At 70.8% G+C, this 21190-nt stretch carries 19 protein-coding genes and 2 pseudogenes; 15 read left to right on the top strand and 6 right to left on the bottom strand.

Translation table 11 applies throughout. The features are described 5' to 3' along the window. From ACWD3C_RS19615 to ACWD3C_RS19600, 4 genes and pseudogenes are all read right to left on the bottom strand, one after another. Window positions 1–203, bottom strand: a pseudogene (locus tag ACWD3C_RS19615) (2-oxoacid:acceptor oxidoreductase subunit alpha); the annotation flags it as partial. A 315-nt stretch (window positions 204–518) separates the two neighbouring features. Beyond that, window positions 519–1178: a LuxR C-terminal-related transcriptional regulator gene (locus ACWD3C_RS19610; RefSeq protein ID WP_451145486.1), complete on the bottom strand. Its 660-nt coding sequence runs from the start codon at window positions 1176–1178 to the stop codon at window positions 519–521. 585 nt (window positions 1179–1763) lie between these two features. Further along, on the bottom strand, window positions 1764–3119 hold the full coding sequence (locus ACWD3C_RS19605) for a sensor histidine kinase (protein ID WP_451145480.1): 1356 nt from the start codon (window positions 3117–3119) through the stop codon (window positions 1764–1766). Between the two features lie 194 nt (window positions 3120–3313). Beyond that, on the bottom strand, window positions 3314–4591 hold the full coding sequence (locus ACWD3C_RS19600) for a sensor histidine kinase (RefSeq protein WP_451145478.1): 1278 nt from the start codon (window positions 4589–4591) through the stop codon (window positions 3314–3316). A 334-nt stretch (window positions 4592–4925) separates the two neighbouring features. Between ACWD3C_RS19600 and ACWD3C_RS19595 the strand changes: the two genes are divergently transcribed. The 14 genes and pseudogenes from ACWD3C_RS19595 (at window position 4926) to ACWD3C_RS19530 (ending at window position 18581) form a co-directional block, all read left to right on the top strand. Continuing rightward, window positions 4926–5348 carry an NADH-quinone oxidoreductase subunit A gene (locus tag ACWD3C_RS19595; RefSeq protein WP_451145476.1) on the top strand — a complete coding sequence of 141 codons (423 nt, stop codon included), beginning with the start codon at window positions 4926–4928 and terminating at the stop codon, window positions 5346–5348. Beyond that, window positions 5339–5989: an NADH-quinone oxidoreductase subunit B gene (locus tag ACWD3C_RS19590; protein WP_451145474.1), complete on the top strand. Its 651-nt coding sequence runs from the start codon at window positions 5339–5341 to the stop codon at window positions 5987–5989. The genes ACWD3C_RS19595 and ACWD3C_RS19590 overlap by 10 nt, the downstream gene beginning before the upstream one ends. Next, window positions 5986–7161, top strand: coding sequence for an NADH-quinone oxidoreductase subunit C (locus tag ACWD3C_RS19585; RefSeq protein WP_451145472.1), 1176 nt, complete (start codon window positions 5986–5988; stop codon window positions 7159–7161). Before ACWD3C_RS19590 ends, ACWD3C_RS19585 begins: the two co-directional genes overlap by 4 nt. Continuing rightward, on the top strand, window positions 7158–8126 hold the full coding sequence (locus tag ACWD3C_RS19580; protein ID WP_451145470.1) for a complex I subunit 1/NuoH family protein: 969 nt from the start codon (window positions 7158–7160) through the stop codon (window positions 8124–8126). The genes ACWD3C_RS19585 and ACWD3C_RS19580 overlap by 4 nt, the downstream gene beginning before the upstream one ends. Further along, a pseudogene (locus ACWD3C_RS19575) lies at window positions 8126–8645 on the top strand (NuoI/complex I 23 kDa subunit family protein); the annotation flags it as partial. The gene ACWD3C_RS19580 and the pseudogene ACWD3C_RS19575, both read left to right, overlap by 1 nt. 469 nt (window positions 8646–9114) lie before the next feature. Next, a complete protein-coding gene (locus ACWD3C_RS19570; protein WP_451145468.1) occupies window positions 9115–9828 on the top strand; it encodes an NADH-quinone oxidoreductase subunit J family protein in 714 nt (237 codons plus the stop codon). Beyond that, window positions 9828–10208, top strand: coding sequence for an NADH-quinone oxidoreductase subunit NuoK (gene nuoK, locus ACWD3C_RS19565; protein ID WP_451145466.1), 381 nt, complete (start codon window positions 9828–9830; stop codon window positions 10206–10208). Before ACWD3C_RS19570 ends, nuoK begins: the two co-directional genes overlap by 1 nt. Next, window positions 10205–12196 carry an NADH-quinone oxidoreductase subunit 5 family protein gene (locus ACWD3C_RS19560; protein WP_451145464.1) on the top strand — a complete coding sequence of 664 codons (1992 nt, stop codon included), beginning with the start codon at window positions 10205–10207 and terminating at the stop codon, window positions 12194–12196. Before nuoK ends, ACWD3C_RS19560 begins: the two co-directional genes overlap by 4 nt. A 6-nt stretch (window positions 12197–12202) precedes the next feature. After that, a complete protein-coding gene (locus ACWD3C_RS19555) occupies window positions 12203–13777 on the top strand; it encodes a complex I subunit 4 family protein (RefSeq protein ID WP_451145462.1) in 1575 nt (524 codons plus the stop codon). Further along, window positions 13774–15285 carry an NADH-quinone oxidoreductase subunit N gene (locus ACWD3C_RS19550; protein WP_451145460.1) on the top strand — a complete coding sequence of 504 codons (1512 nt, stop codon included), beginning with the start codon at window positions 13774–13776 and terminating at the stop codon, window positions 15283–15285. The genes ACWD3C_RS19555 and ACWD3C_RS19550 overlap by 4 nt, the downstream gene beginning before the upstream one ends. A gap of 228 nt (window positions 15286–15513) precedes the next feature. Then, entirely contained in the window at window positions 15514–16377 is an 864-nt protein-coding gene (htpX, locus tag ACWD3C_RS19545) for a zinc metalloprotease HtpX (protein WP_451145458.1), read from the top strand. Next, window positions 16374–16769 carry a YccF domain-containing protein gene (locus tag ACWD3C_RS19540; RefSeq protein ID WP_451145456.1) on the top strand — a complete coding sequence of 132 codons (396 nt, stop codon included), beginning with the start codon at window positions 16374–16376 and terminating at the stop codon, window positions 16767–16769. The genes htpX and ACWD3C_RS19540 overlap by 4 nt, the downstream gene beginning before the upstream one ends. Window positions 16770–16796: 27 nt before the next feature. Beyond that, a complete protein-coding gene (locus tag ACWD3C_RS19535) occupies window positions 16797–17954 on the top strand; it encodes a barstar family protein (RefSeq protein ID WP_451145454.1) in 1158 nt (385 codons plus the stop codon). Window positions 17955–18014: 60 nt separating this feature from the next. Then, window positions 18015–18581 carry an SMI1/KNR4 family protein gene (locus tag ACWD3C_RS19530; RefSeq protein ID WP_451145452.1) on the top strand — a complete coding sequence of 189 codons (567 nt, stop codon included), beginning with the start codon at window positions 18015–18017 and terminating at the stop codon, window positions 18579–18581. A 29-nt stretch (window positions 18582–18610) separates the two neighbouring features. Here the strand turns inward: ACWD3C_RS19530 and ACWD3C_RS19525 are convergent, their stop codons facing one another. Then, window positions 18611–19882 carry an APC family permease gene (locus ACWD3C_RS19525; protein WP_451145450.1) on the bottom strand — a complete coding sequence of 424 codons (1272 nt, stop codon included), beginning with the start codon at window positions 19880–19882 and terminating at the stop codon, window positions 18611–18613. 191 nt (window positions 19883–20073) lie between these two features. Here ACWD3C_RS19525 and ACWD3C_RS19520 point away from each other — a divergent pair, with 191 nt between their 5' ends. Further along, window positions 20074–20340, top strand: coding sequence for a GlsB/YeaQ/YmgE family stress response membrane protein (locus ACWD3C_RS19520; RefSeq protein ID WP_451145448.1), 267 nt, complete (start codon window positions 20074–20076; stop codon window positions 20338–20340). Window positions 20341–20500: 160 nt separating this feature from the next. Here ACWD3C_RS19520 and ACWD3C_RS19515 read toward each other — a convergent pair whose 3' ends face one another. Continuing rightward, window positions 20501–20989 (bottom strand): YajQ family cyclic di-GMP-binding protein, encoded by a 489-nt coding sequence (locus ACWD3C_RS19515; protein ID WP_451145446.1) that lies wholly within the window; start codon window positions 20987–20989, stop codon window positions 20501–20503. Between the last annotated feature and the right edge of the window lie 201 nt (window positions 20990–21190).

Below are 21190 nucleotides of genomic sequence, written 5' to 3'. Positions count from 1 at the left end.
TCGTTGCCGAAGGACGCCGTCTCGGAGGTGAAGCGGTCGCCGGTGAGCTGCATGCCGTCACCGGAGTCCCCCGCGAACCGGATGACCACCCGGTCGAGCCGGCGCACGTCCTTCGTGCCTGCCGGTTTGCGCTGCTCTCCCACGAGCTCTCCCGAGAGGGCTCCGTCGGCCTGCTCCGCTGGGCTGCTGACCTGGCTGGTCACTGAACTGGACCTCCCTTGAGGCGGCTGTCTGGGAGCGGCCGTCCCGACGGCCTCCCCAAGGCCAACCCTACGTCCGCCAAGGTCGCCTTCCCGTGCCCATTCGCATCATGGACACCCATTTGAGACGACCCGACGCCCTGATTTGTCGCGATTTACTCTCCCCTCGGCGTTATTCGTACGGACGCTCCTCTCTCGCACTTTGGTTCTAGGGCCCGGTTGTCCAGGACCTCGGTTGTTCCGGGACCTCGGTTATAGAACCGTCCGCTCGGGTTCGGCTGAAGGCCGGCGCCAGATATCTGACACAGTGTCAGGAAATCAGGAATTCAGGTAGGTCAGGACGGCCAGAACGCGCCGGTGGTCCCCGTCACTCTGGGACAGCCCCAGCTTCAGGAAGATGTTGCTGACGTGCTTCTCGACGGCCCCGTCGCTCACCACCAGCTGTCGCGCGATGGCGGAGTTCGTCCGTCCCTCGGCCATCAGTCCCAGGACCTCCCGCTCGCGCGGGGTGAGTCCCGCGAGCACGTCCTGCTTCCGGCTGCGCCCGAGCAGCTGCGCGACCACCTCCGGGTCGAGCGCCGTACCGCCCCGGGCCACCCGCACCACCGCGTCCACGAACTCACGCACTTCGGCTACCCGGTCCTTGAGCAGATAGCCGACGCCATGGCTGGAACCGGCCAGCAGTTCCGTGGCGTACCGCTCCTCCACGTACTGCGACAGCACGAGCACACCGAGTGCCGGGTACTGCTTGCGCAGGTGTACGGCGGCCCGGACGCCCTCGTCGGTGTGCGTCGGCGGCATCCGTACGTCGGCCACGACCACGTCCGGCAACGCGTCCTGCGCGGCGAACTCCGTGATCGTCTTGACCAGCGCCTCGCCGTCGCCGACTCCCGCCACGACCTCGTGCCCCCGGTCGGTCAACAGCCGGGTCAGGCCCTCCCTGAGCAGCACCGAATCCTCGGCGATGACCACCCGCACCCTGTCCTCCACGATCCTCGGCCCCCCCACAGCCTCACTCCGCCGGTCCACGGTCCTCATTGGCCCCGCGCGCGCCCGTACGGCATGGTCCAGCATTCCAGTATTCGGACCTCAGTGCGCCCGGGCGACAGGAATCAACGGGAACAGGGGCATGACACTCCGGGGTCTCGGTGGCTGGGTGGCCCGGTGTGGGTCGTCGATCGTCGGGGCCTGCGTACCGCCGGAGGGCTGCTCCGGTCCTGGCGACGGCGACGGCGATGGCGATGGCGATGGTGACGGCTATGGCGACGGCGATGCGATGGCGATGGTGACGGCGATGGCGATGCGATGGCGATGGCGACGGCGATGGTGACGGCGATGGCCACGGCGATGGCGACGGTGACGGCGATGGCCACGGCGGTGGTGACGGCTTACGGCGTACTAGCCGGGCGGTCCGCATCGCCCCCGGCGACCCGGTCCTCGTGCACGCGGCCGCAGGCGGCGCGGCCGCGAGGCCGACCGCAGCCGGGCACAGCAGACGCACGGCAGGGGCATCCGGCGGCATCGGGTGCCCCTGCCGTGCCCAGCCGTTCACGCAAAGCGCTGTCAGCCCCGCCAGGGAAGCTCGGCCGTGATCCGCGTTGGCCCCGCCACCGGTGAGTCCACCACCAGGATGCCGTCGACCGCGTCCAGCCGTTCCGCGAGGCCGGACAGGCCCGAGCCGGCGGTGACGTCGGCGCCGCCCACGCCGTTGTCGACGACCTGGATCATCAGCCGGTTCTCGATCTTCCAGACGTCCACGGTCGCCCGGGTCGCCCGCGAGTGCTTGCTGATGTTCTGGAGGAGCTCGGAGACGGTGAAGTAGGCGATGCCCTCGATCGCCGGGGCGGGCCGGGACGGCAGGTCCACCTCGACCTGGACGGGGACCGTGCAGCGCGAGGCGACGGAGGAGAGGGCGGCGTCGAGGCCGCGGTCGGTCAGGACGGCCGGGTGGATGCCCCGGGCCAGGTCACGCAGTTCCTGGAGCGCCGTCTTCACCTCGCCGTGCGCCTCGTCCACCATCCGGGCCGCCGCCCGCGGGTCCTCGGCGAGCTTCTCCTTTGCCAGACCGAGGTCCATGGCGAGGGCGACCAGGCGGGCCTGGGCCCCGTCGTGCAGGTCCCGCTCGATGCGCCGCAGGTCGGCGGCGGCGGTGTCGACGACGACCCCCCGGTCCGACTCCAGCTCCACGACCCGCGTGGCCAGCCGGGACGGCCCGAGCAGCCCCTCCACCATCAGCCGGTCCACCGTCGTGAGCCCCCGCACGAGCCACGGGGCGGCCATCGTGAACAGCAGCCCGACCAGCGCGGTCACCGTGATCTCGAAGGGGACGTCGAGGTACATGGAGCGTTCCTCGTCGCCGTACAACTGCAGACCGTCCTGCCCCACCCACACCGGGAAGACCCAGAACCACAGCGGATACGTCAGCAGCCCCAACCCGTACGTCCAGACGCTCACCGCTACGGAGAACGCGAACACCGACCACGGGAACTGGATCACCGCGTACAGCAGATGCCGCCACGAGGCGCCGCTCCGGAACACGGCCCCCATCCAGGCCATGAACCCGCGCCCCCTCATCCGCAGCGGCTCCGGCTCGGCCACCTCGGCCCCGAGCAGCCCGCGCGCCCGCGCCCGCTCCAGGACGCCGAGCCCCCGGCAGCCGGCCAGCGCGGCGGCCAGCACCGGGACACCGAGGAAGGTGACGAGGAGCCCCGCGCCGAGCGACACCATCGTCACGGCGTACGTGAACATCAGGATGCCGATCGGCAGGCTCAGCATCACATACACGAACTCGCGCCAGCTGCGCGCCTCGAAGGGCGCCCGCAGCCCGGCCGGAATCCGGTGCCGCCGCTTCTCGGCCTCCTGGTACACCGGGCGGTCGTCCCACTGACCCCCGTACCCCTGTCCGTACTCCGTGGCCATCGGCGTAGTCCGTTCTACTCGTGATCTACGTGTCCGCGTCTGCGCCCGCGTGTCTGCTCGTGGTCGCGTTCCGCACCGCGGATGTCGTACATCCAGAGTCTTCGGAGCGGGCCGTACCGACCATGGAGTCCGTCGGCGTCTTGAGACGGGGGTTTTCCCCACCACGGGGGCTCAGGAGCAGCCCGGGAGGGGGCTCAGGAGCGCGCGTCCCCGCGGTCCCGCCACGGCAGTTCGGCCGTGATGGCGGTCGGGCCGCCGGCCGGGGAGTCGATGAGGAACAGTCCGTCCACCGCGCCGAGCCGGTCCGCGAGCCCCGCCATGCCCGTACCGCCGTCGAGGCTCGCGCCGCCGCGGCCGTCGTCCCAGACCTGGATGAGGAGCCGGTCGTCGGCCCGCCACACGTCGACCGTGGCGGTCCTGGCCCCGCTGTGCTTGCTGATGTTCTGGAGCAGCTCGGAGACCGTGAAGTACGCGATGCCCTCGATGGCGGCGGCCGGCCTGCTGGGCAGTTCGACGGTCACCTTCACGGGGGCCGTGCAGCGCGAGGCGACGGAGGAGAGGGCGGCGTCGAGGCCGCGGTCGGTGAGGACGGCCGGGTGGATGCCGCGGGCCAGGTCGCGCAGTTCCCGCAGGGCGAGCTTGACCTCGCCGTGCGCCTCCTCGACCATCGACGCCGCCGAGTCGGGGTCCTCCAGCAGCTTCTCCTTGGCGAGGCCGAGGCCCATGGCCAGGTTCACGAGCCGTGCCTGGGCCCCGTCGTGCAGATCGCGCTCGATACGCCGCAGGTCGGCGGCCGCCGTGTCGACGACGACCCCCCGGTCCGACTCCAGCTCCGCGATCCGGCGCTCCAGTTCGTCGGAGGGCGACAGCAGTGCGCGCACCATCGCCCGGTCCACGTTCGTCAGCCCGCGCGCGATGAACGGCAGCACGGGCCACGCCACGAACAGCGAGGTGAACGTGATCGTGAAGGTCGCGATTCCCCAGGGCAGCCGCATGAACTCGTACAGCATCGTGCGCCAGCCCACGGGGTCCTTCACGCTCATCCACAGCTGCGAGAAGACCCCGTTGCCCCCGCGCAACGGCAGCGGACTCGGCTCGTCCACCCGCACCCCGAGCAGCCCCCGGGCCCGTGCCCGCTCCAGCTTCCCCAGCTGCCGGGCCCCCATCAGCGCGCCCGCGAGCAGCGGGAACCCGATCACCGTCACCGTCAGGAGGGCCCCGGTGTACAGCACCGTCGTCACGTACGAGAACCCGAGCAGCGACACCGGCAGATTGGCGAGCAGATGCGCGATCTCCCGCCACGTCTGCCCGTCGAACGCGAAGCGAGCGGGGGGCAGCGGGCCGTTCGCCGTCCGGCTGGACGGAAGCCGGCGGCCGTACGGCCGTGGGGCTCGGCGATCGTCACGACCGTACGTGGTCGGGGTCGGACGCGTGCTCGGCCGGTCGGAGGCGGGTTCGATACCAGCGGTCATGTTTCCCAGCCTGCCCGGCCCGCCCCCGCTCGCGCCATGAGGCGGACCGCCCAGGTCCCCTGGGGAAAACCCCACCCCGATCCGGGGACCGGCTGCGCTTCGACGGTGCCTCGGCGTCGCTTCGGTTGTCCTCCGGTTTGTTCTCCGGATGTCCTCCGGTTGTACTTCGGCGTGACGGGCTGCTTACCGTTTCTTTAGCAGGGCCTAGACTCCCGTGCGTACAGATCGTCGAACGTCGGCGGATGACGGCGTTCGCTTGGGCCACCAGCAGGTCACCAGCAGGTCACCAGGTCAGTCATCAGCAGGTCACCAGGTCAGGGAGCGAGGGACGGACGTGCCGGAATCGACCGTGGTCGCGGCGGGCATGATCGCGTCAGACGTGGTCGCGGCGGACTACTTCCAGTCCTACTCGGTGGTCGGGCTGCTCGCCCTCGTCGGCGTACTGTTCGTCGCCGTCGCCTTCGGCGCGGGACGGCTGCTGCGCCCGGTGGTCCCCACCCCCGAGAAGCTCCTGACCTACGAGTGCGGAGTCGACCCCGTCGGCGAGGGCTGGGCACACACCCAGGTCCGCTATTACGTCTACGCGTTCCTGTACGTGATCTTCGCCGTCGACTCGATCTTCCTGTTCCCCTGGGCGACGGTCTTCGCCGCGCCGGGCTACGGTGCGACGACGCTCGTGGAGATGTTCATCTTCCTCGGCTTCCTGGCCGTGGGCCTGCTGTACGCATACAAGAAGGGCGTCCTGACATGGACGTGACCCCCTCGGAGCCCGTTCTCCTCCCGGAGCCGAAGCGGCTGGGAGCCCTCGCCCGCCTCGCCCCCGAGCCGATGAAGGTCGTCCTGAACTGGGGCCGCCGCTACTCGCTCTGGGTCTTCAACTTCGGCCTCGCCTGCTGCGCGATCGAGTTCATCGCCGCGTCGATGGCCCGCCACGACTTCATCCGCCTCGGCGTCATCCCGTTCGCGCCGGGGCCGCGCCAGGCCGACCTGATGGTGGTGTCGGGCACGGTCACGGACAAGATGGCGCCGGCCGTGAAGCGCCTGTACGAACAGATGCCCGAGCCGAAGTACGTCATCTCCTTCGGCGCCTGCTCCAACTGCGGCGGCCCTTACTGGGACTCGTACTCGGTGACGAAGGGCGTCGACCAGATCATCCCGGTGGACGTGTATGTGCCGGGTTGCCCGCCCCGGCCGGAGGCGCTGCTCCAGGGCATCCTGAAGCTCCAGGAGAAGATCGCGCGGGAGTCGCTGGGGGAGCGGTACGGGTACGGGAGTGGGAACGGGGGGTCGGGACGGCCTTCGGCGGCGGCGTTGCAGAGCGGGCTGGTGAAGGGGCCGGAGGCGACAGAGGGGCATTCGGCATCGGAGACTGCGGGGGCCGGGGAGGGGGACCGGTGACCGGTTGGCTGCCCGCACCCGTCGAGGAACTCTTCGGCCCCGAGGCCACGGCCGAGGAGTCGTACGAGGTCCTCACCGTGGACGTTCCGTCCGCATCCTGGACCACGGCACTGGAGACCGCCCGCACGGAACTGGACTGCACCTACTTCGACTGGCTGAGCGCCGTCGACGAACCGGGCACCGGCTTCCGCGTCGCGGCCCACGTCGTCGCGCTGTCCCCGGTCCGCCGTCTCCTCCTCCGTACGACGGTGCCGCACTCGGCGCCCGTACTGCCGACCGCGGTCGGTGTCTACGCGGGCGCCGCCTGGCACGAGCGTGAGACCCACGAAATGTTCGGCGTCCGCTTCGAGGACCACCCCGGCCTGGAGCACCTCCTCCTCCCCGAGAGCTTCGAGGGCCACCCCCTGCGCAAGGACTTCGTCCTCGCCGCCCGCGTCGCCAAGGCCTGGCCCGGAGCCAAGGAACCGGGGGAGCCTGCGGCGGGCGCGGCCCACGGCGCCCCCAAGCGCCGCCAGATGCTCCCACCGGGCGTCCCCGACCCGAACGAGTGGGGCCCTCTCAAGGGCCAGCTGCCTCCGGCCCCGGCTCGCCCGGCGCGGGGTGCGGGACGGGCGGCGGGCGCGCGGGGGGCGACTGGTGCCGGTGGTGCCGGTGGCGCGGCTGGGGAACGCCCCGTACGCCGTACCCGCACGGCCGCCGAAGGCTCGGCCGGCCAGGCGGCAGAGGCCCCGGCCCCACCCCGGCGTACGCGGAGTGCTAGCGAGGGCTCGGCCAGCCAGGCGGCGGCACCCGCGGAACCGGCACCCGCGGCTGAGCCGCCTGCCGCCCCTGCGCGCCCACGCCGGTCCCGCACCGCGGGCGAGGGCTCGGCGAGCCAGCGGGCGGAGTCCGGCGAGGCGGAGTCCGGCAAGCCAGAGTCCGGTGGTACGGGCACCTCCTCGGCCGCGCCCCGCAGCGCCGACGCCCCGTGGCACCACGCCCGCCCGGCCTTCGACGAACCGACCCCACCGCCGCCGGGCCCGGAAGCGGACACGAAGGACACCGACCCTACGCCCGAAAATCCAGCACCCGAACCGCCCACCACCGCAGACCCCACCACCGCAGACCCCACCACCGCAGACCCCACCAGCGAAGACCCGGCCAGCGAGGACCCCTCAGGAGGCACGCAGTGAACGACGTTCTCGACGTCGCCCTGCGACTCCTCCTCGTCTTCGTCGTCTTCCTGACCTTCCCCCTGATCATCGGTCAGACGGAACACAAGGTCATGGCCCATATGCAGGGCCGCCTCGGCCCCATGTACGCCGGCGGCTTCCACGGCTGGGCCCAACTCGTCGCGGACGGCGTGAAGTTCGCGCAGAAGGAAGACGTGGTCCCGGCGGGCGCCGACCGCCGTATCTTCCAGCTCGCCCCGGCGGTCGCGCTCCTCCCCTACCTCCTCGTCCTCCTCGCCATCCCCATCGGCCCGGGCGAGGGCGCGGTCGGCGTGGTCATCGACGCGGGCATCTTCTTCGTCCTCGCCGTGATGGGCGTGGGCGTCCTCGGCTCACTCATGGCCGGCTGGGCCTCCGCCAACAAGTTCTCCCTCCTCGGCGGCCTCCGCACCGCCGCCCAGCTCCTTGCGTACGAACTCCCGATGCTGCTGGCCGCCGCCTCGGTCGCGATGGCGGCGGGCACGGTCTCCCTGCTCGGCATCGTCGACGCCTTCGAGTGGTGGTGGCTGCCCTGGCAGATCACCGGCGCGCTCGTCTTCTTCATCGCCGGCCTCGCCGAACTCCAGCGCCCGCCGTTCGACATGCCGGTCGCCGACTCGGAGATCATCTTCGGCGCGTACACCGAGTACACCGGCCTCCGCTTCGCCCTGTTCCTCCTCGCCGAGTACGCCGGAATCGTCATCCTGTGCGGCCTGACCACCGTCCTCTTCCTGGGCGGCTGGCACGGCCCGTGGGGCGCCGACGGCCTCGGCTGGGTCTGGACCCTGCTGAAGACGGCCGTCCTGGCCTTCGTCATCATCTGGCTCCGCGTCACCTACCCCCGCCTGCGCGAGGACCAGCTCCAGAAGCTCTCCTGGACCCTCCTCGTCCCCCTTTCCCTCGCCCAGATCGCCCTCACCGGCATCGTCAAGGTGGTGTTCCTCTAATGGCCCCGATCCCCGGCTCCGGCCTGGCCAAGGGCCTGGCCGTCACCCTCCGCACGATGACGAGGAAGACCGTCACCGATCAGTACCCGGACGTCCAGCCCGACCTGCCGCCCCGCACCCGTGGCGTCATCGGCCTCTTCGAGGAGAACTGCACGGTCTGCATGCTGTGCGCCCGAGAGTGCCCTGACTGGTGCATCTACATCGACTCCCACAAGGAGACGGTCCCGCCCGCCGCCCCCGGCGGCCGCGAGCGCAGCCGCAACGTCCTCGACCGCTTCGCCATCGACTTCTCCCTCTGCATGTACTGCGGTATCTGCATCGAGGTCTGCCCCTTCGACGCCCTCTTCTGGTCCCCGGAGTTCGAGTACGCCGAGACCGACATCCGCGACCTCACCCACGAACGCGACAAGCTCCGCGAGTGGATGTGGACCGTCCCGGCCCCACCCGCCCTCGACCCCGGCGCGGAAGAACCCAAGGAACTCACCACCGCCCGCAAAACCGCCGACAAACTCGCATCCACCCGCCCCACCCCCAAACCGACCCCCGGCACCGAGCCCAACCCGGAGCCCAAGCCAGCCACCGAACCCAAGCCGAGCCCCGCCACCCCGCCCGAACCCACAACAGACCCGAGCGGCAGAGCCACGCCAGCGTCCGGGGCCAAGCCAGAGTCCGAGGCCAAGCGGGGGGCTGTGGCCAGGCCCGGGCCCGAGGTCCGGAAGCCGCAGGGTGAGCCCGGGTCGGGTCCCGCCCGTGGGGCGCAGGTGGGGCCGGAGCGCGACCTCGAACCGCAGGCGGAGGCCGAGCGGGGTCCGGCCCCGAAGGCGCAGGCGGAGCCCGAGCGTGGTCCGGCCCGGAAGCCGGAGGGCGAGCCCGGGTCCGGTCCCGCCCGCACGCCGCAGGCGGGCCGTGACTCCGGGCCCGCCCCCCAACCGCAGCCGCGGCCCGAACCCGAACCCGGTCCCGGCCCCAAGTCGCAGGAGGGAGAGTCGTGAGCCTCGCCGCAGTCGCCGTCACGGCGGCGTCGCATGTCACGGCCACGGCGGCCCGCGCCACGACGACCGAGGCCGCCGCCGCAACCCACGGCTTTCTCTCACCGACCGGCGTCGAGATCGCCTTCCTCCTCGTCGGCCTGGTCACCTTCGGCGCCGCGATCGTCACCGTCACCACCCGGCAGCTGGTGCACGCCGCCCTGTGGCTGGTGGTGACCCTCGGCGGCCTCGCCGTCGAATACCTCCTGCTCACGGCCGAGTTCATCGCCTGGGTGCAGGTCCTCATCTACGTCGGTTCCGTCGTCGTTCTCCTCCTCTTCGGTCTGATGCTCACCAAGGCCCCCATCGGCCGCTCCCCGGACGCCGACTCCGGCAACCGCTGGGCCGCCCTCACCGTGGCGGTCGCCTCGGCCGCCGCCCTGATCTGGGTTGTCGTCGACGCCTTCCGCGCGACCTGGATCGACCTCGACGGCCCCGCCGCCGGAACCACGGCGGTCACCGGCAGGGCCCTCTTCCAGAACTGGGTCCTCCCCTTCGAGGCACTCTCCGTCCTCCTCCTCGCCGCCCTGGTCGGCGCGATCGTCCTCTCCCGCAAGGCGGCGAAGACGAACACGACCCCGGCGCCCGCATCCACCGTCCCGGCCACCCGGAGCGCCGAGAGCGCCCGGAGCGGCAAGGCGGACGGCAAGGCAGACGAGGAAGGGACCCGCTGATGCACCTCGCCTATCCCGCCGTGCTGTCCGCCCTCCTCTTCTGCACGGGCCTCTACGGCGTCCTCGCCCGCCGCAACGCGATCCTGGTCCTGATGTCCGTCGAGCTGATGCTCAACGCCGTCAACCTGAACCTCGTCGCCTTCGACGTCTGGCTCAGCCAGGCCGCCGAGGAAACCCTGCACTCCGGCCAGGCCCTGACCCTGTTCACCATCGCCATCGCCGCCGCCGAGATCGGCATCGGCCTGGCGATCGTCCTCGCCGTCCACCGCAACCGCGGCACCGCGGACATCGACAAGCTCCGCGACACCGCCGAGGGCCCCGAAACCGACAGCCCCGACAGCGAAGCCCGCGCGGCCGAGAAGGCTGAGGCCACCGCGTGACCACGACCACCCTCGCTGTCCTCGTCCCCCTCCTTCCGTTCCTGGGCGCCGCGGCCGGCCTGCTCCTGGGCCGCACGGCCCCCGGCTTCGTCCGCCCCCTCGCCGTCCTGCCGACCCTCACGGCCTTCGCCCTCGCCGTGCTGGTCGCCGTACGCCAGGGCGGCGACCAGGCCGTCGACGCCGCCACCGAGCTCACGCCCACCGGCTCGGTACCCATCGAACTCGCCCTGCACATCGACGGCTTCGCCGCCCTCGTCGCCGTCCTGGTCGGCCTGGTCGCGACCAGCGTGCAGATCTACTCGACGGGTTACCTGCGCGACGACCCGCGCTACCCTTCGTACGCCGCTCTCGTCTCCCTCTTCACCTCCGCGATGCTCCTCGTCGTCTACTCCGGCGACCTGATGGTGCTCCTGGTCGGCTGGGAGATCATGGGCATCTGCTCGTACTTCCTGGTCGGCCACTACTGGGAGACCCCGGAGGCCCGCGCCGCCTCCCTGAAGGCATTCCTGGTCACCAAGCTCGGTGATGTCCCCTTCCTGATCGGTCTGTTCGCGCTCGCCGCCGACGCCGGGTCCTTCCGCATCACGACGATCCTCGGTGACGTCGCGAGCGACGGACTCGACCACCCGACGCTGATCGCCCTGCTGCTCCTCGCCGGTGTGGCGGGCAAGTCGGCACAGTTCCCGCTGCACACCTGGCTCCCCGACGCGATGGCGGGCCCCACGCCCGTCTCCGCGCTGATCCACGCCGCGACGATGGTCGCCGCCGGTGTCTACTTCATCGCCCGGCTCCTCCCGGTCTTCGCCGCCTCCTCGACCGCCCTGGTCGTCCTCGCCGTCATGGCCGCGGTCACGATGGCCGGCTCGGCCCTCGCCGCGCTCGCCCAGGACGACATCAAGCGCGTCCTCGCCTACTCGACGACCGGCCAGCTCGGCTACATGGCCGGCGCCCTCGCCGTCGGCGACCGCGGAGCCGCCGTCTTCCACCTCCTCACGCACGGAGCCTTCAAGGCGCTGCTGTTCCTCGCGGCCGGCGTGATCATCCACGCCGCCGGCACCAACTCGCTGGCCGCCATGTCCCGCATGACCAACCTGCGCGCCCGCGTCCCCGACGCCTACTGGACGATGACCGTGGCGCTGCTCGCCCTCGCCGCGATCCCGCCCTTCGCTGGCTTCTTCTCCAAAGAGGCTGTCCTCGTCGCCGCCGAGCACGTCGCCACCGGCCAGACCGAACACGCCCCCGGCGCCGCGGGCTGGATCGTCCTCGTCTCCGGCCTGGTCACCGCTCTCCTCACCGCCGCGTACGCGACCCGCCTGTGGCTGCTCGCCTTCCGCGGCCGGGGCGTGGAGGCCCCCGACCACGGCAGGCAACCGCTCGCGATGAACGCCGTGCTGTGGGTCCTCGCGGTGCCGTCACTCGCCCTCGGCATCACCTACGGCCTGCTGCCCGACTGGTTCGACGGCAACGACCTGACCCCGACCCTCACCACGTCCGTCCTCGGCACGGGCCTCGCCCTGGTCGGCGGACTCGTGACCTACGGCGCCTGGCAGCACACCACCGCGCTCGCGGCCCGCGTACCGCTGGGAGCGGTCGCGGCCCACCCCGAGGGCGACGCCGCCCTCGTCGAGGCCGAGGCCATTGCCAGCCACGCCCCCGCCTACGGCGACGTGGCCTCGGCGCCCGACCCGGCGGACCCGGGCCGTCTCCTGCTCGGCCCGCTGCACCGCCACGCGGCCGTCGGCTTCCACCTCGACGCCGTGTACGCGGCCCTCTTCGTCCGCCCGGTCCAGGCCGGAGCGAGTCTCGTCCGGTTCCTCGACCGCGAGGTCGTCGACACCTACGTACGCGGTGCGGGCGCCCTACCCCGCTTGCTGGGCGACGTCGTACGGCGTGCCCAGACCGGCAATGTGCAGACCTATGTGAGCGCGCTGCTCGCCGGCACCGTCGTCCTGGTGGTCGCCGTCCTCGTCGTCGCCACGGGAGCGTGAGCAGGCGTGATCGATATCAACGAGTCCGTGATGCAGTTCCTTCTCGCGTTCCTCGTCGTCGGCCCGCTCCTCGGCGCCGCCGCCGCTCTCCTGCCTGCCCCGCCCGGACTGAAGGGGAAGTCGCCCGAGCAGGCCGTGCTGCGCCACGGCGTGACCGTGACCGGCGCGGTACTCATCGCCGCGATCGTCCTCGCGCTCGGCTTCGACCACGACCAGCCGTCGACGATGCAGGCCAGCACGGACATCAGCTGGATCCCCGCACTCGACGTGCGCATCCACCTCGGCGTCGACGGCATTTCCCTCCCCCTTCTGGTCCTGACCGCGCTGCTGACCTTCCTCTGCGCGCTGTACTCCTACTCCAAGATGCCCGCGGGCCCGACCCCGAAGGCCTTCGTCTCACTGCTGCTCGTCCTCGAGTCCGGCACCCTCGCCACTTTCGCCGTCCTCGACCTTCTGCTGTTCTTCCTCGCGTTCGAGATGGTCCTCATCCCGATGTACTTCCTCATCGCCCGCTGGGGCGGTGAGCAACGGACCCGGGCCGCCTGGAAGTTCATCCTCTACACGCTGCTCGGCTCCGTCGTCATGCTGCTGGGCCTGCTGCTCATCGGCCTCAAGTCCGGCACATTCGACATGATGGCACTCGCCACTGACAACGGCCGGTCGCTGACCACATCCGTGCAGGTCACCGCCGTTTTGGCAGTTGGAATCGGGCTCGCGGTCAAGACGCCGATGTGGCCGCTGCACAGCTGGCTGCCGGACGCCCACACCGCCGCACCGACCGTCGGCTCGGTCCTGCTGGCCGGCGTCCTGCTGAAGATGGGCACGTACGGGTTCGTGCGGATCCTGCTGCCGATCACGCCCGACGGTTTCCGCACCTTCGCCCCGTACCTCGCGGCCTTCGCCGTCGTCGGGATCATCTACGGTTCGCTGGCCTGCCTCGCCCTCGCCAAGCAGGGTGCGAAGGGCGACCTCAAGCGCCTCATCGCCTACTCCTCCGTCGGCCACATGGGCTTCGTGCTGCTCGGCATCGCGACGATGACCCCGACCGGCGTGAACGGCGCGCTGTTCGCCAACATCGCCCACGGCCTCATCACCGGCCTCCTCTTCTTCCTGGTCGGCGCGCTGAAGGACCGCACCGGCACGACCGACCTGGACACCCTCGCGCAGGAGACCGGTGCCGCCCTCTACGGCAAGGCCCCGCGCCTCGGCGGCCTGCTCGCCTTCGCCGCCGTCGCCTCGCTCGGGCTGCCGGGCCTCGCCGGGTTCTGGGGGGAGATGCTGGCGCTGTTCGGCGCGTTCGACCCCGCCGACGACCTCAGCCGCCCGGCCTTCCTCACCTTTATGGCGATCGCCGCGTTCGGCACGCTGCTCACCGCCGCGTACATGCTGATCGTGGTCCGCCGGGTCTGCATGGGCGTGGTCCCGCAGGAAGGGCCGAAGCTGGCCGACGTCCAGTCGTACGAGTTCGCCGCCTGGACCCCGCTCGTCGTCCTCACCGTCCTCGCCGGCCTCTGGCCCGCGGCCCTCCTCGGCCTGACCGACCCGGCCGTGCAGCAGCTCTTCGCAGGAGGCATCCGATGAGCTCCCTGGCCCAGTCCGTGGTCCAGTCCGTCGACTGGCTCGTGATCGCGCCGCCCACCATCGCGGCGGTCGTCGGACTCGCCGTGCTCGTCGCCGACCTCTTCGTGGGCGACACCAGGAAGGCGCTGCTCGGCTGGGTGTCGGTGGCGGGCCTCACCGCCGCCACGCTCGCGCTGCTGCCCCTCCTGGACGGCGACGGCTCCACGTTCTGCCTGACAGGCGACGCGGGGGTCTGCAGCTACACGGCGGACCGGTTCACGCTCGTCATCCAGTTCCTGGTCCTCGGTGGCGCCCTCCTCGCCGCCCTGCTGTCGATGACGGCCCTGAAGGACGCGGCCAGGGAACTCCCCGAAGGGGAGTTCTGGTTCCTGCTGCTCTCCTCCGCCGCGGGCGCCGCCCTCCTGCCCGCCTCCCGCGATCTCGCGACCCTCGTCGTCGCCCTGGAGGTCGCCTCCCTGCCCGCCTTCGCCCTCGTCGGCATCAAGCACGGCGACAGGCGCTCCTCCGAAGCGGCCCTGAAGTTCTTCCTGTCGTCGGTGACGGCCACCGCCGTGAGCCTGATGGGCATCAGCTTCGTGTACGCCTCCACGGGCACCCTGTACCTCACCGAGATCGCCGACCGGATCCAGAACGTCGACGGCCAGCTCCACACGCTCGCCCAGGCCGGCGTCGTCCTCACCCTCATCGGCTTCGCCTTCAAGACGGCCGCTGTGCCCTTCCACTTCTGGGTGCCCGACACCTACGTAGGAGCGCCCCTGCCGGTGGCCGCCTACCTGTCGGTCGTCGGTAAGGCGGTCGGCTTCTCCGGGCTGATCCTCGTCACCGTCGTCGCCTTCCCGTCGTACGCCGACGTCTGGGGCCCGGCTCTCGCCGTGCTGGCCGCTCTCACCATGACCGTCGGCAACGTCGGTGCCCTCCGCCAGCAGGCCACGCGCGCGTACAGCGCGGTACGGCTGCTCGCCTGGTCCTCTGTCGGCCAGGCCGGCTACCTGCTGGTGCCGATCGCCGCAGCCGCGTACTCCGACGACGCCGGGAAGGCCATCGGCTCCACCGTCGCCTACGCCCTGATGTACGCGGTCGTGAACCTCGGCGCCTTCGCCGTGGCCGCCCTTGTCGGCCGTACGAAGGCCCTGAACCGCGTCAGCGACTACCGCGGCCTGTACGCGGCGAGCCCCCTGACCGCGCTGCTCCTGGCCTTCTTCCTGCTCTGCCTCGCCGGGCTGCCGCCGGGCATCATCGGCCTCTTCGCCAAGGTCACTGTCTTCTCTGCGGCCGTCGACGCGGGCCTCGGCTGGCTCGCCGTGGTGATGGCCGTCAATGTCGTGATCGCGCTCTTCTACTACCTTCAGTGGACGGCCCTGCTGTTCCGTGCCCCCGAGGGCGCAGCCGAGCGGCACCTCGTCCCGGCACCCCTGACCGCCACCATGGCCCTGACCGGCGTCGTCGCCATCGCCCTCTCCGGGGCACCCCAGCTGGTCCTGCGTTTCGCGGACACCGGCCTCTTCTGAGCCTCGTACGGCATACCGCACGCGCGTGTGGGCCAACCGGATCCCACGCGCGTGTGCCCTGGGGCCCCACAGGTGTCACCCGGACGGCTCACGGGCGCCGTCACGCGTGCACAAGGGAACTAGTGCCTCCCGCCTGGCGTTGACCAGTTCGGGAGGGTCCACTGAGAAGTGGAGTCAACAGCATCGCAAGCAAAGGGTTCCCCTGCCGCACCACTTGGAGGGCGTACCGTGCACCGCCGGCACAACGGGCTCAGGACCGCCGTACTCCTCGGGGGGCTGTCCGCACTCATCATCGTCATCGGCAGCCTCTTCGGGCGTATGGGCCTCGTCGTCGCTGTGTTCATCGCGATCGGCACCAACGCGTACGCGTACTGGAACAGCGACAAGCTGGCTCTACGCGCGATGCGCGCCCGTCCGGTGAGCGAGTTCGAGGCCCCGACTCTGTACCGCATGGTCCGGGAGCTCTCCACCCAGGCCCGCCAGCCCATGCCGCGCCTGTACATCTCCCCGACGGAGGCGCCCAACGCCTTCGCGACGGGCCGCAATCCGCGCAACGCGGCGGTGTGCTGCACCGACGGGATCCTCCGGATCCTCGACGAGCGCGAACTGCGCGGCGTCATCGGCCACGAGCTCAGCCACGTCTACAACCGCGACATCCTGATCTCGTCGGTCGCCGGAGCCCTCGCCTCCGTGATCATGTTCATGGTGAACTTCGCCTGGCTGATCCCGATCGGCCGATCCGATGACGACGACGGTCCCGGCCTGCTCGGCATGCTGCTGATCATGATCCTGGGCCCGCTGGCCGCGACGCTCATCCAACTCGCGATCAGCCGCTCCAGGGAGTACCAGGCGGACGCCTCCGGCGCCCGGCTGACCGGCGATCCCCTCGCCCTCGCCAGCGCCCTGCGCAAGCTCGAGGCGGGCACCAAGCAGCTCCCGCTGCCCCCGGAGCCCCGCATCGAGACCGCGAGTCACATGATGATCGCGAACCCCTTCCGTCCGGGCCAGGGACTCTCCAAGATGTTCTCCACACATCCCCCCATGGCGGAGCGCATCGCCCGTCTCGAGAACATGGCAGGTAGCCACCAGTGAAGACAATCCTGAACGTCATCTGGCTCGTCCTGAGCGGATTCTGGCTGTTTCTCGGCTACCTGCTCGCGGGTGTGCTGCTCTGCATCACGATCATCGGTATCCCATTCGGCCTAGCGGCGTTCCGGATCGGCGTCTACGCCCTGTGGCCCTTCGGGTACACGACGGTCGAGCGCCGGGACGCGGGCGCGCCCTCCTGTCTCGGCAATGTCCTGTGGCTGATCCTGGCGGGCTGGTGGCTCGCGCTGGCCCACATCGCCACGGGCATCGCGCTGTGCGTCACGATCATCGGCATCCCGTTCGGTATCGCCAACTTCAAGCTCATCCCGGTCTCACTGCTCCCCCTGGGACGCGAAATCGTGCCCACGGACCAGCCGTTCACGCAGCGCTGGTAGCACGGCGAGGGGGAGGGGCACACACGCGTGGAGCGGCCGAAGTACGTCCTACTGTCGTACGACGCGGAAGCCGAGTACGACGGGGAGGACGGCAACGAGGAGACATGGGCCCTGTGCGCGGACGCCCAGGACCTCTTCGCCGATCCACGCCCGCCCGCGCGCGGCACGTACGAACTCCTGGGCTGCGCCCCCGAGGGCGAGTTGAAAACGGCCCTCTCGCGCGCGCGTACCGAGGGCTCGGCACCGCTCGGCCCTCTCGTCCTGGGCATCCTCGACAAGAAGGGGGAGCAGGTCGGGGAGTGGTGCCTGGAGGAGGTACGCGTCCTCGGCGACCGCCCGTGCGCACGTGATCTCTCCCTGCTGGACATCACGGTCGAAGGAGCCGCGCCCGACGACAACGCGTACGACTATCCGCAGTGCCCACCCCTGTCGCCCGGCTACCGACTGCTCGGGGCGGCAGACGAACGGCTGGGCACCTGCAGGGACTTGGCGTACGTCCGTGAGGAACACCCCGAACCGGTCGAGCCCCCGCTGCGACTGCTCGGCTGTACCCCGCGAGGAGCCCTGCGGTCCGCGCTGGACGCGGGGGAGGAGGACCTCGGGCACGCCAAGCTGCTGCGGATCGACGCCCGCGGCAGGGTGGTCCAGTCGGCGGTCGAGGGCGAGCTGACCGCGTGGATTCCGTCGGCGCGCGGCCGCGGTCTGGTCGACCTCACTCTTGAACCCTGGTCGGAGCGACCGCCCACCGCGGCCGAGGAGGTCTGGGAGTTGTGGGGGAGCGGACGCCCGCCCGAGCCCAACCGCTGGGCCGCGTGCGGTCCGGACGGCCGTGACTTCTGGCTCGGCACAGCCCTGGCCAACCACGAGTACGGACAACCGGACGCGCCCGCCGGAGCCACGTACCACCTCGACGGCCGCCACATCACCGACGAACCTGGCTTCTTCTGCGCGATCGGTGAAGCGGTGAACGGGCCCGGCGGATACTTCGGCAGGAACTACCCGGCCCTCGACGACTGCCTCTCCGGCCGATGGGGTGCGGCGTGGCCCTTCACCCTCGTCTGGCACGACGCGGAGGTCGCACGCATGTGCCTCGGCGTCACCCCTCATGCCGGCTACCGTCCCCTGACGTTCGAGGAACTCCTCGCCTTCCTCGACGGGAATCGCATCGACGTCCACCTCGCCTGAGCGCCCGCTCACTTATCCACAGCCCGCCCGATTGTCAGTGGTGGCCTGCATCATGAATCCATGACCGAGATCGAGCAGTTGCTGGACAGGGTGGAGGCAGAGGCCCGCACCACCCGCCCGTGGGGCTGGCCTTCACTTCCCGCGCCCGTGGCCGCGGACACGCTCGCCCGCGCCGAGTCTGCCCTGGGCTTCGCCCTGCCGCGGCTGCTCGCCGCGCTCTATCTGCGTATAGGTGATGGTGGATTCGGCCCGGAGTACGGTCTGTTGCCCCTGCTCGACAGCCCGCCCGCCGACGAGCCCGCCGCCGTCCCGCAGTACCTCGCCAACCGCGAGAGCGGCCGCAAGGACCCCGACTGGCCCTGGCCCGAGGGCGTCCTGCCGATATCCCACTGGGGCTGCGCGATGTACGCGTGCGTGGACTGCCACAGCCCCGAGGGCACGGTCCTGCTGTTCGAGCCGAACGCCGACGACGCCGACCACGCCTGGTACGTGGACGCGCCCAGCCTCGCCGAGTGGCTGCGTGCCTGGATCGACGGTACGGGTTGGTACGCCGAGCCCAACGACGGGACGGACCTGGCGCCTTGGGCCGAGTTCCGCATACGTACGGCGGTCGTGCCGACCTCCTGAGCCCGCTCGCTCAGGCTCCGTCCGCTCGCTCAGGCTCCGCTCGCCCGCCCCCGCGAACCCCACCAGTGCCGTACGCCGTACGCGACCGCCCCCACGCTCAGGACGGCCGCGCCCACGGCCACCGACACCCCCGGCAGCGCGAAGGCCAGGGTCACGCACCCGACGAGCCCGACCACGGGCACGACCCGGGAAGCGGGAGCCGAACTCAGCGTCCAGGCCGAGGCGTTGGCGATGGCGTAGTACGCGAGTACACCGAAGGAGGAGAAACCGATCGCGCCCCGCACATCGGCGGTGGCGGCCAGGACGGCGACCACGGTGCCCACAGCCAGTTCTGCCCGGTGCGGTACCTGGAACCGAGGGTGCACAGCGGCCAGGGCACCGGGCAGATGCCGGTCCCGGGCCATGGCGAGGGTCGTCCGCGAGACGCCCAGGATGAGCGCCAGCAGCGACCCGAGCGCGGCCACGGCGGCGCCCACCCGCACCACGGGAACGAGCCCCGGCACACCGGCCGCACGCACCGCGTCGGCCAGCGGAGCCGAGGCGTCCCCGAGCCCACCCGACCCCAGCACGGAAAGGACAGCGACGGCCACAGCCGCGTACACGACCAGCGCGATGCCCAGCGCGAGCGGGATCGCGCGCGGGATGGTGCGCGCCGGATCCCGTACCTCCTCGCCGAGGGTCGCGATCCGCGCGTACCCGGCGAACGCGAAGAACAGCAGACCGGCCGCCTGCAGCACGCCGCCCGCGCCGTCGGAGAGCCCGATGTCCAGCCGCCCGGGGTCGGACTCGCCGGACCCCAGAGACACGACCACCACGGAAGCGAGGACCGCCAGCACCACAGCCACGATCGCCCGCGTCAGCCAGGACGACTTCTGGACGCCGCCGTAGTTCACCGCGGTCAGCGCCACCACCGCGGCGACGGCCACGGCGTGCGCCTGGTCCGGCCAGACATACGCGCCCACGGTGAGTGCCATCGCCGCGCACGAGGCCGTCTTGCCCACGACGAACGACCAGCCGGCCAGATACCCCCAGAAGTCCCCGAGCCGCTCGCGCCCGTACACGTACGTGCCGCCCGACGCGGGGTGGACGGCGGCCAGCCGTGCCGAGGACATGGCGTTGCAGTACGCGACCACGGCGGCGACCCCGAGGCCGAGCAGCAGCCCGGTCCCGGCCGCCCGTGCCGCGGGCCCCAGGGCGGCGAAGATGCCCGCGCCGACCATCGACCCGAGACCGATGACGACCGCGTCCCCGACGCCGAGCGTGCGCCGCAGTTGCTGGGTGTTCCCGCCGGACGGTGCCATGCGCCGAACCTTACTGATCAGTGCAACCGGCAGAGACTGCGGAGACGTCCTTCACGACAACACGACACCAACAAACCGTCCCACCAGGGACAAGCGAGACGAGCGGCACGCACCTGTACGGCACGGATGAGCACAGCCTGGCCGGAGCGGGAGCACAGCACAGCCACAGCACGGAAAGGCACGTTCACGGTATGGGCATCATCAGCTGGATCATTCTGGGGCTGTTGGCCGGAGCCATCGCCAAGTTCCTGCTGCCGGGCCGCGACCCTGGCGGCTTCATCGGCACGACCCTCATCGGCGTCGCCGGCGCCTTCATCGGCGGCTGGATATCGGCCCGCTGGCTCGACCACCCCATCAGCAAGGAGTTCTACGACGGCGCCACCTGGGCGGCGGCCATCGGCGGCTCCCTCGTGCTGCTGATCGCCTACCGGCTCCTCTTCGGCCACTCCCGACGCTGACGTCGTACTTCCGAGCTTCTTCCGAACTTCCGACCCTGCAGCCAGCAGGCGGGAAGGGCGGGCACCTCGGTCTGCCGGCACCGTTGGTGCCATCGGGTGCCCGCCCTTCCTCGTGGGCCTCACGGAGTTGATGACGTCCGGGGTGCTCGTCAGCCCCTGATCACCGGTAGTTGACGAACTGCACCGCGAAGTCGAAGTCCTTGCCCTTCAGGAGGGCGATGACGGCCTGGAGGTCGTCGCGGCTCTTGGAGCTGACGCGCAGCTCGTCACCCTGCACCTGGGCCTTCACGCCCTTCGGGCCCTCGTCTCGGATGATCTTCGTCACCTTCTTGGCATTCTCCTGGGAGATGCCCTCCTGGATCGACGCGAAGATCTTGTACTCCTTGCCGGACAGCTGGGGCTCGCCCGTGTCCAGCGCCTTCAGGGAGATCCCGCGCTTGATCAGCTTGGACTGGAAGACGTCGAGGATGGCCTTCACCCGGTCCTCGGAGTTCGCCTCCATGAGGATCTTCTCGCCGGACCACGAGATCGACGCACCCACGCCCTTGAAGTCGTAGCGCTGCGAGATCTCCTTGGCGGCCTGGTTGAGGGCGTTGTCGACCTCCTGCCGCTCGACCTTCGAGACGATGTCGAAACTGGAGTCGGCCATGTCCTGTGGCTCCTTGTATCGGGGTGCATCGAGGTGCATCGGGTTCTGTCGGGTGCGAATCGAAGACGGTCACCGAAGCCCGGCATGGGACCCGGGCCGCATCCGCATAAGCCTAGCCACCCCCGCCCCTCCCGGCGCTGATCAATCGGGTGGCGAAGCACCCCCGAGCATCAGGTATCGTTTACGTCGTTGCCACGGAGC

This window comes from Streptomyces sp. NPDC002845, from assembly GCF_053591955.1.
Note: the sequence above shows the minus strand (reverse complement) of the source record. Positions and strands in the feature narration are given on the sequence as shown.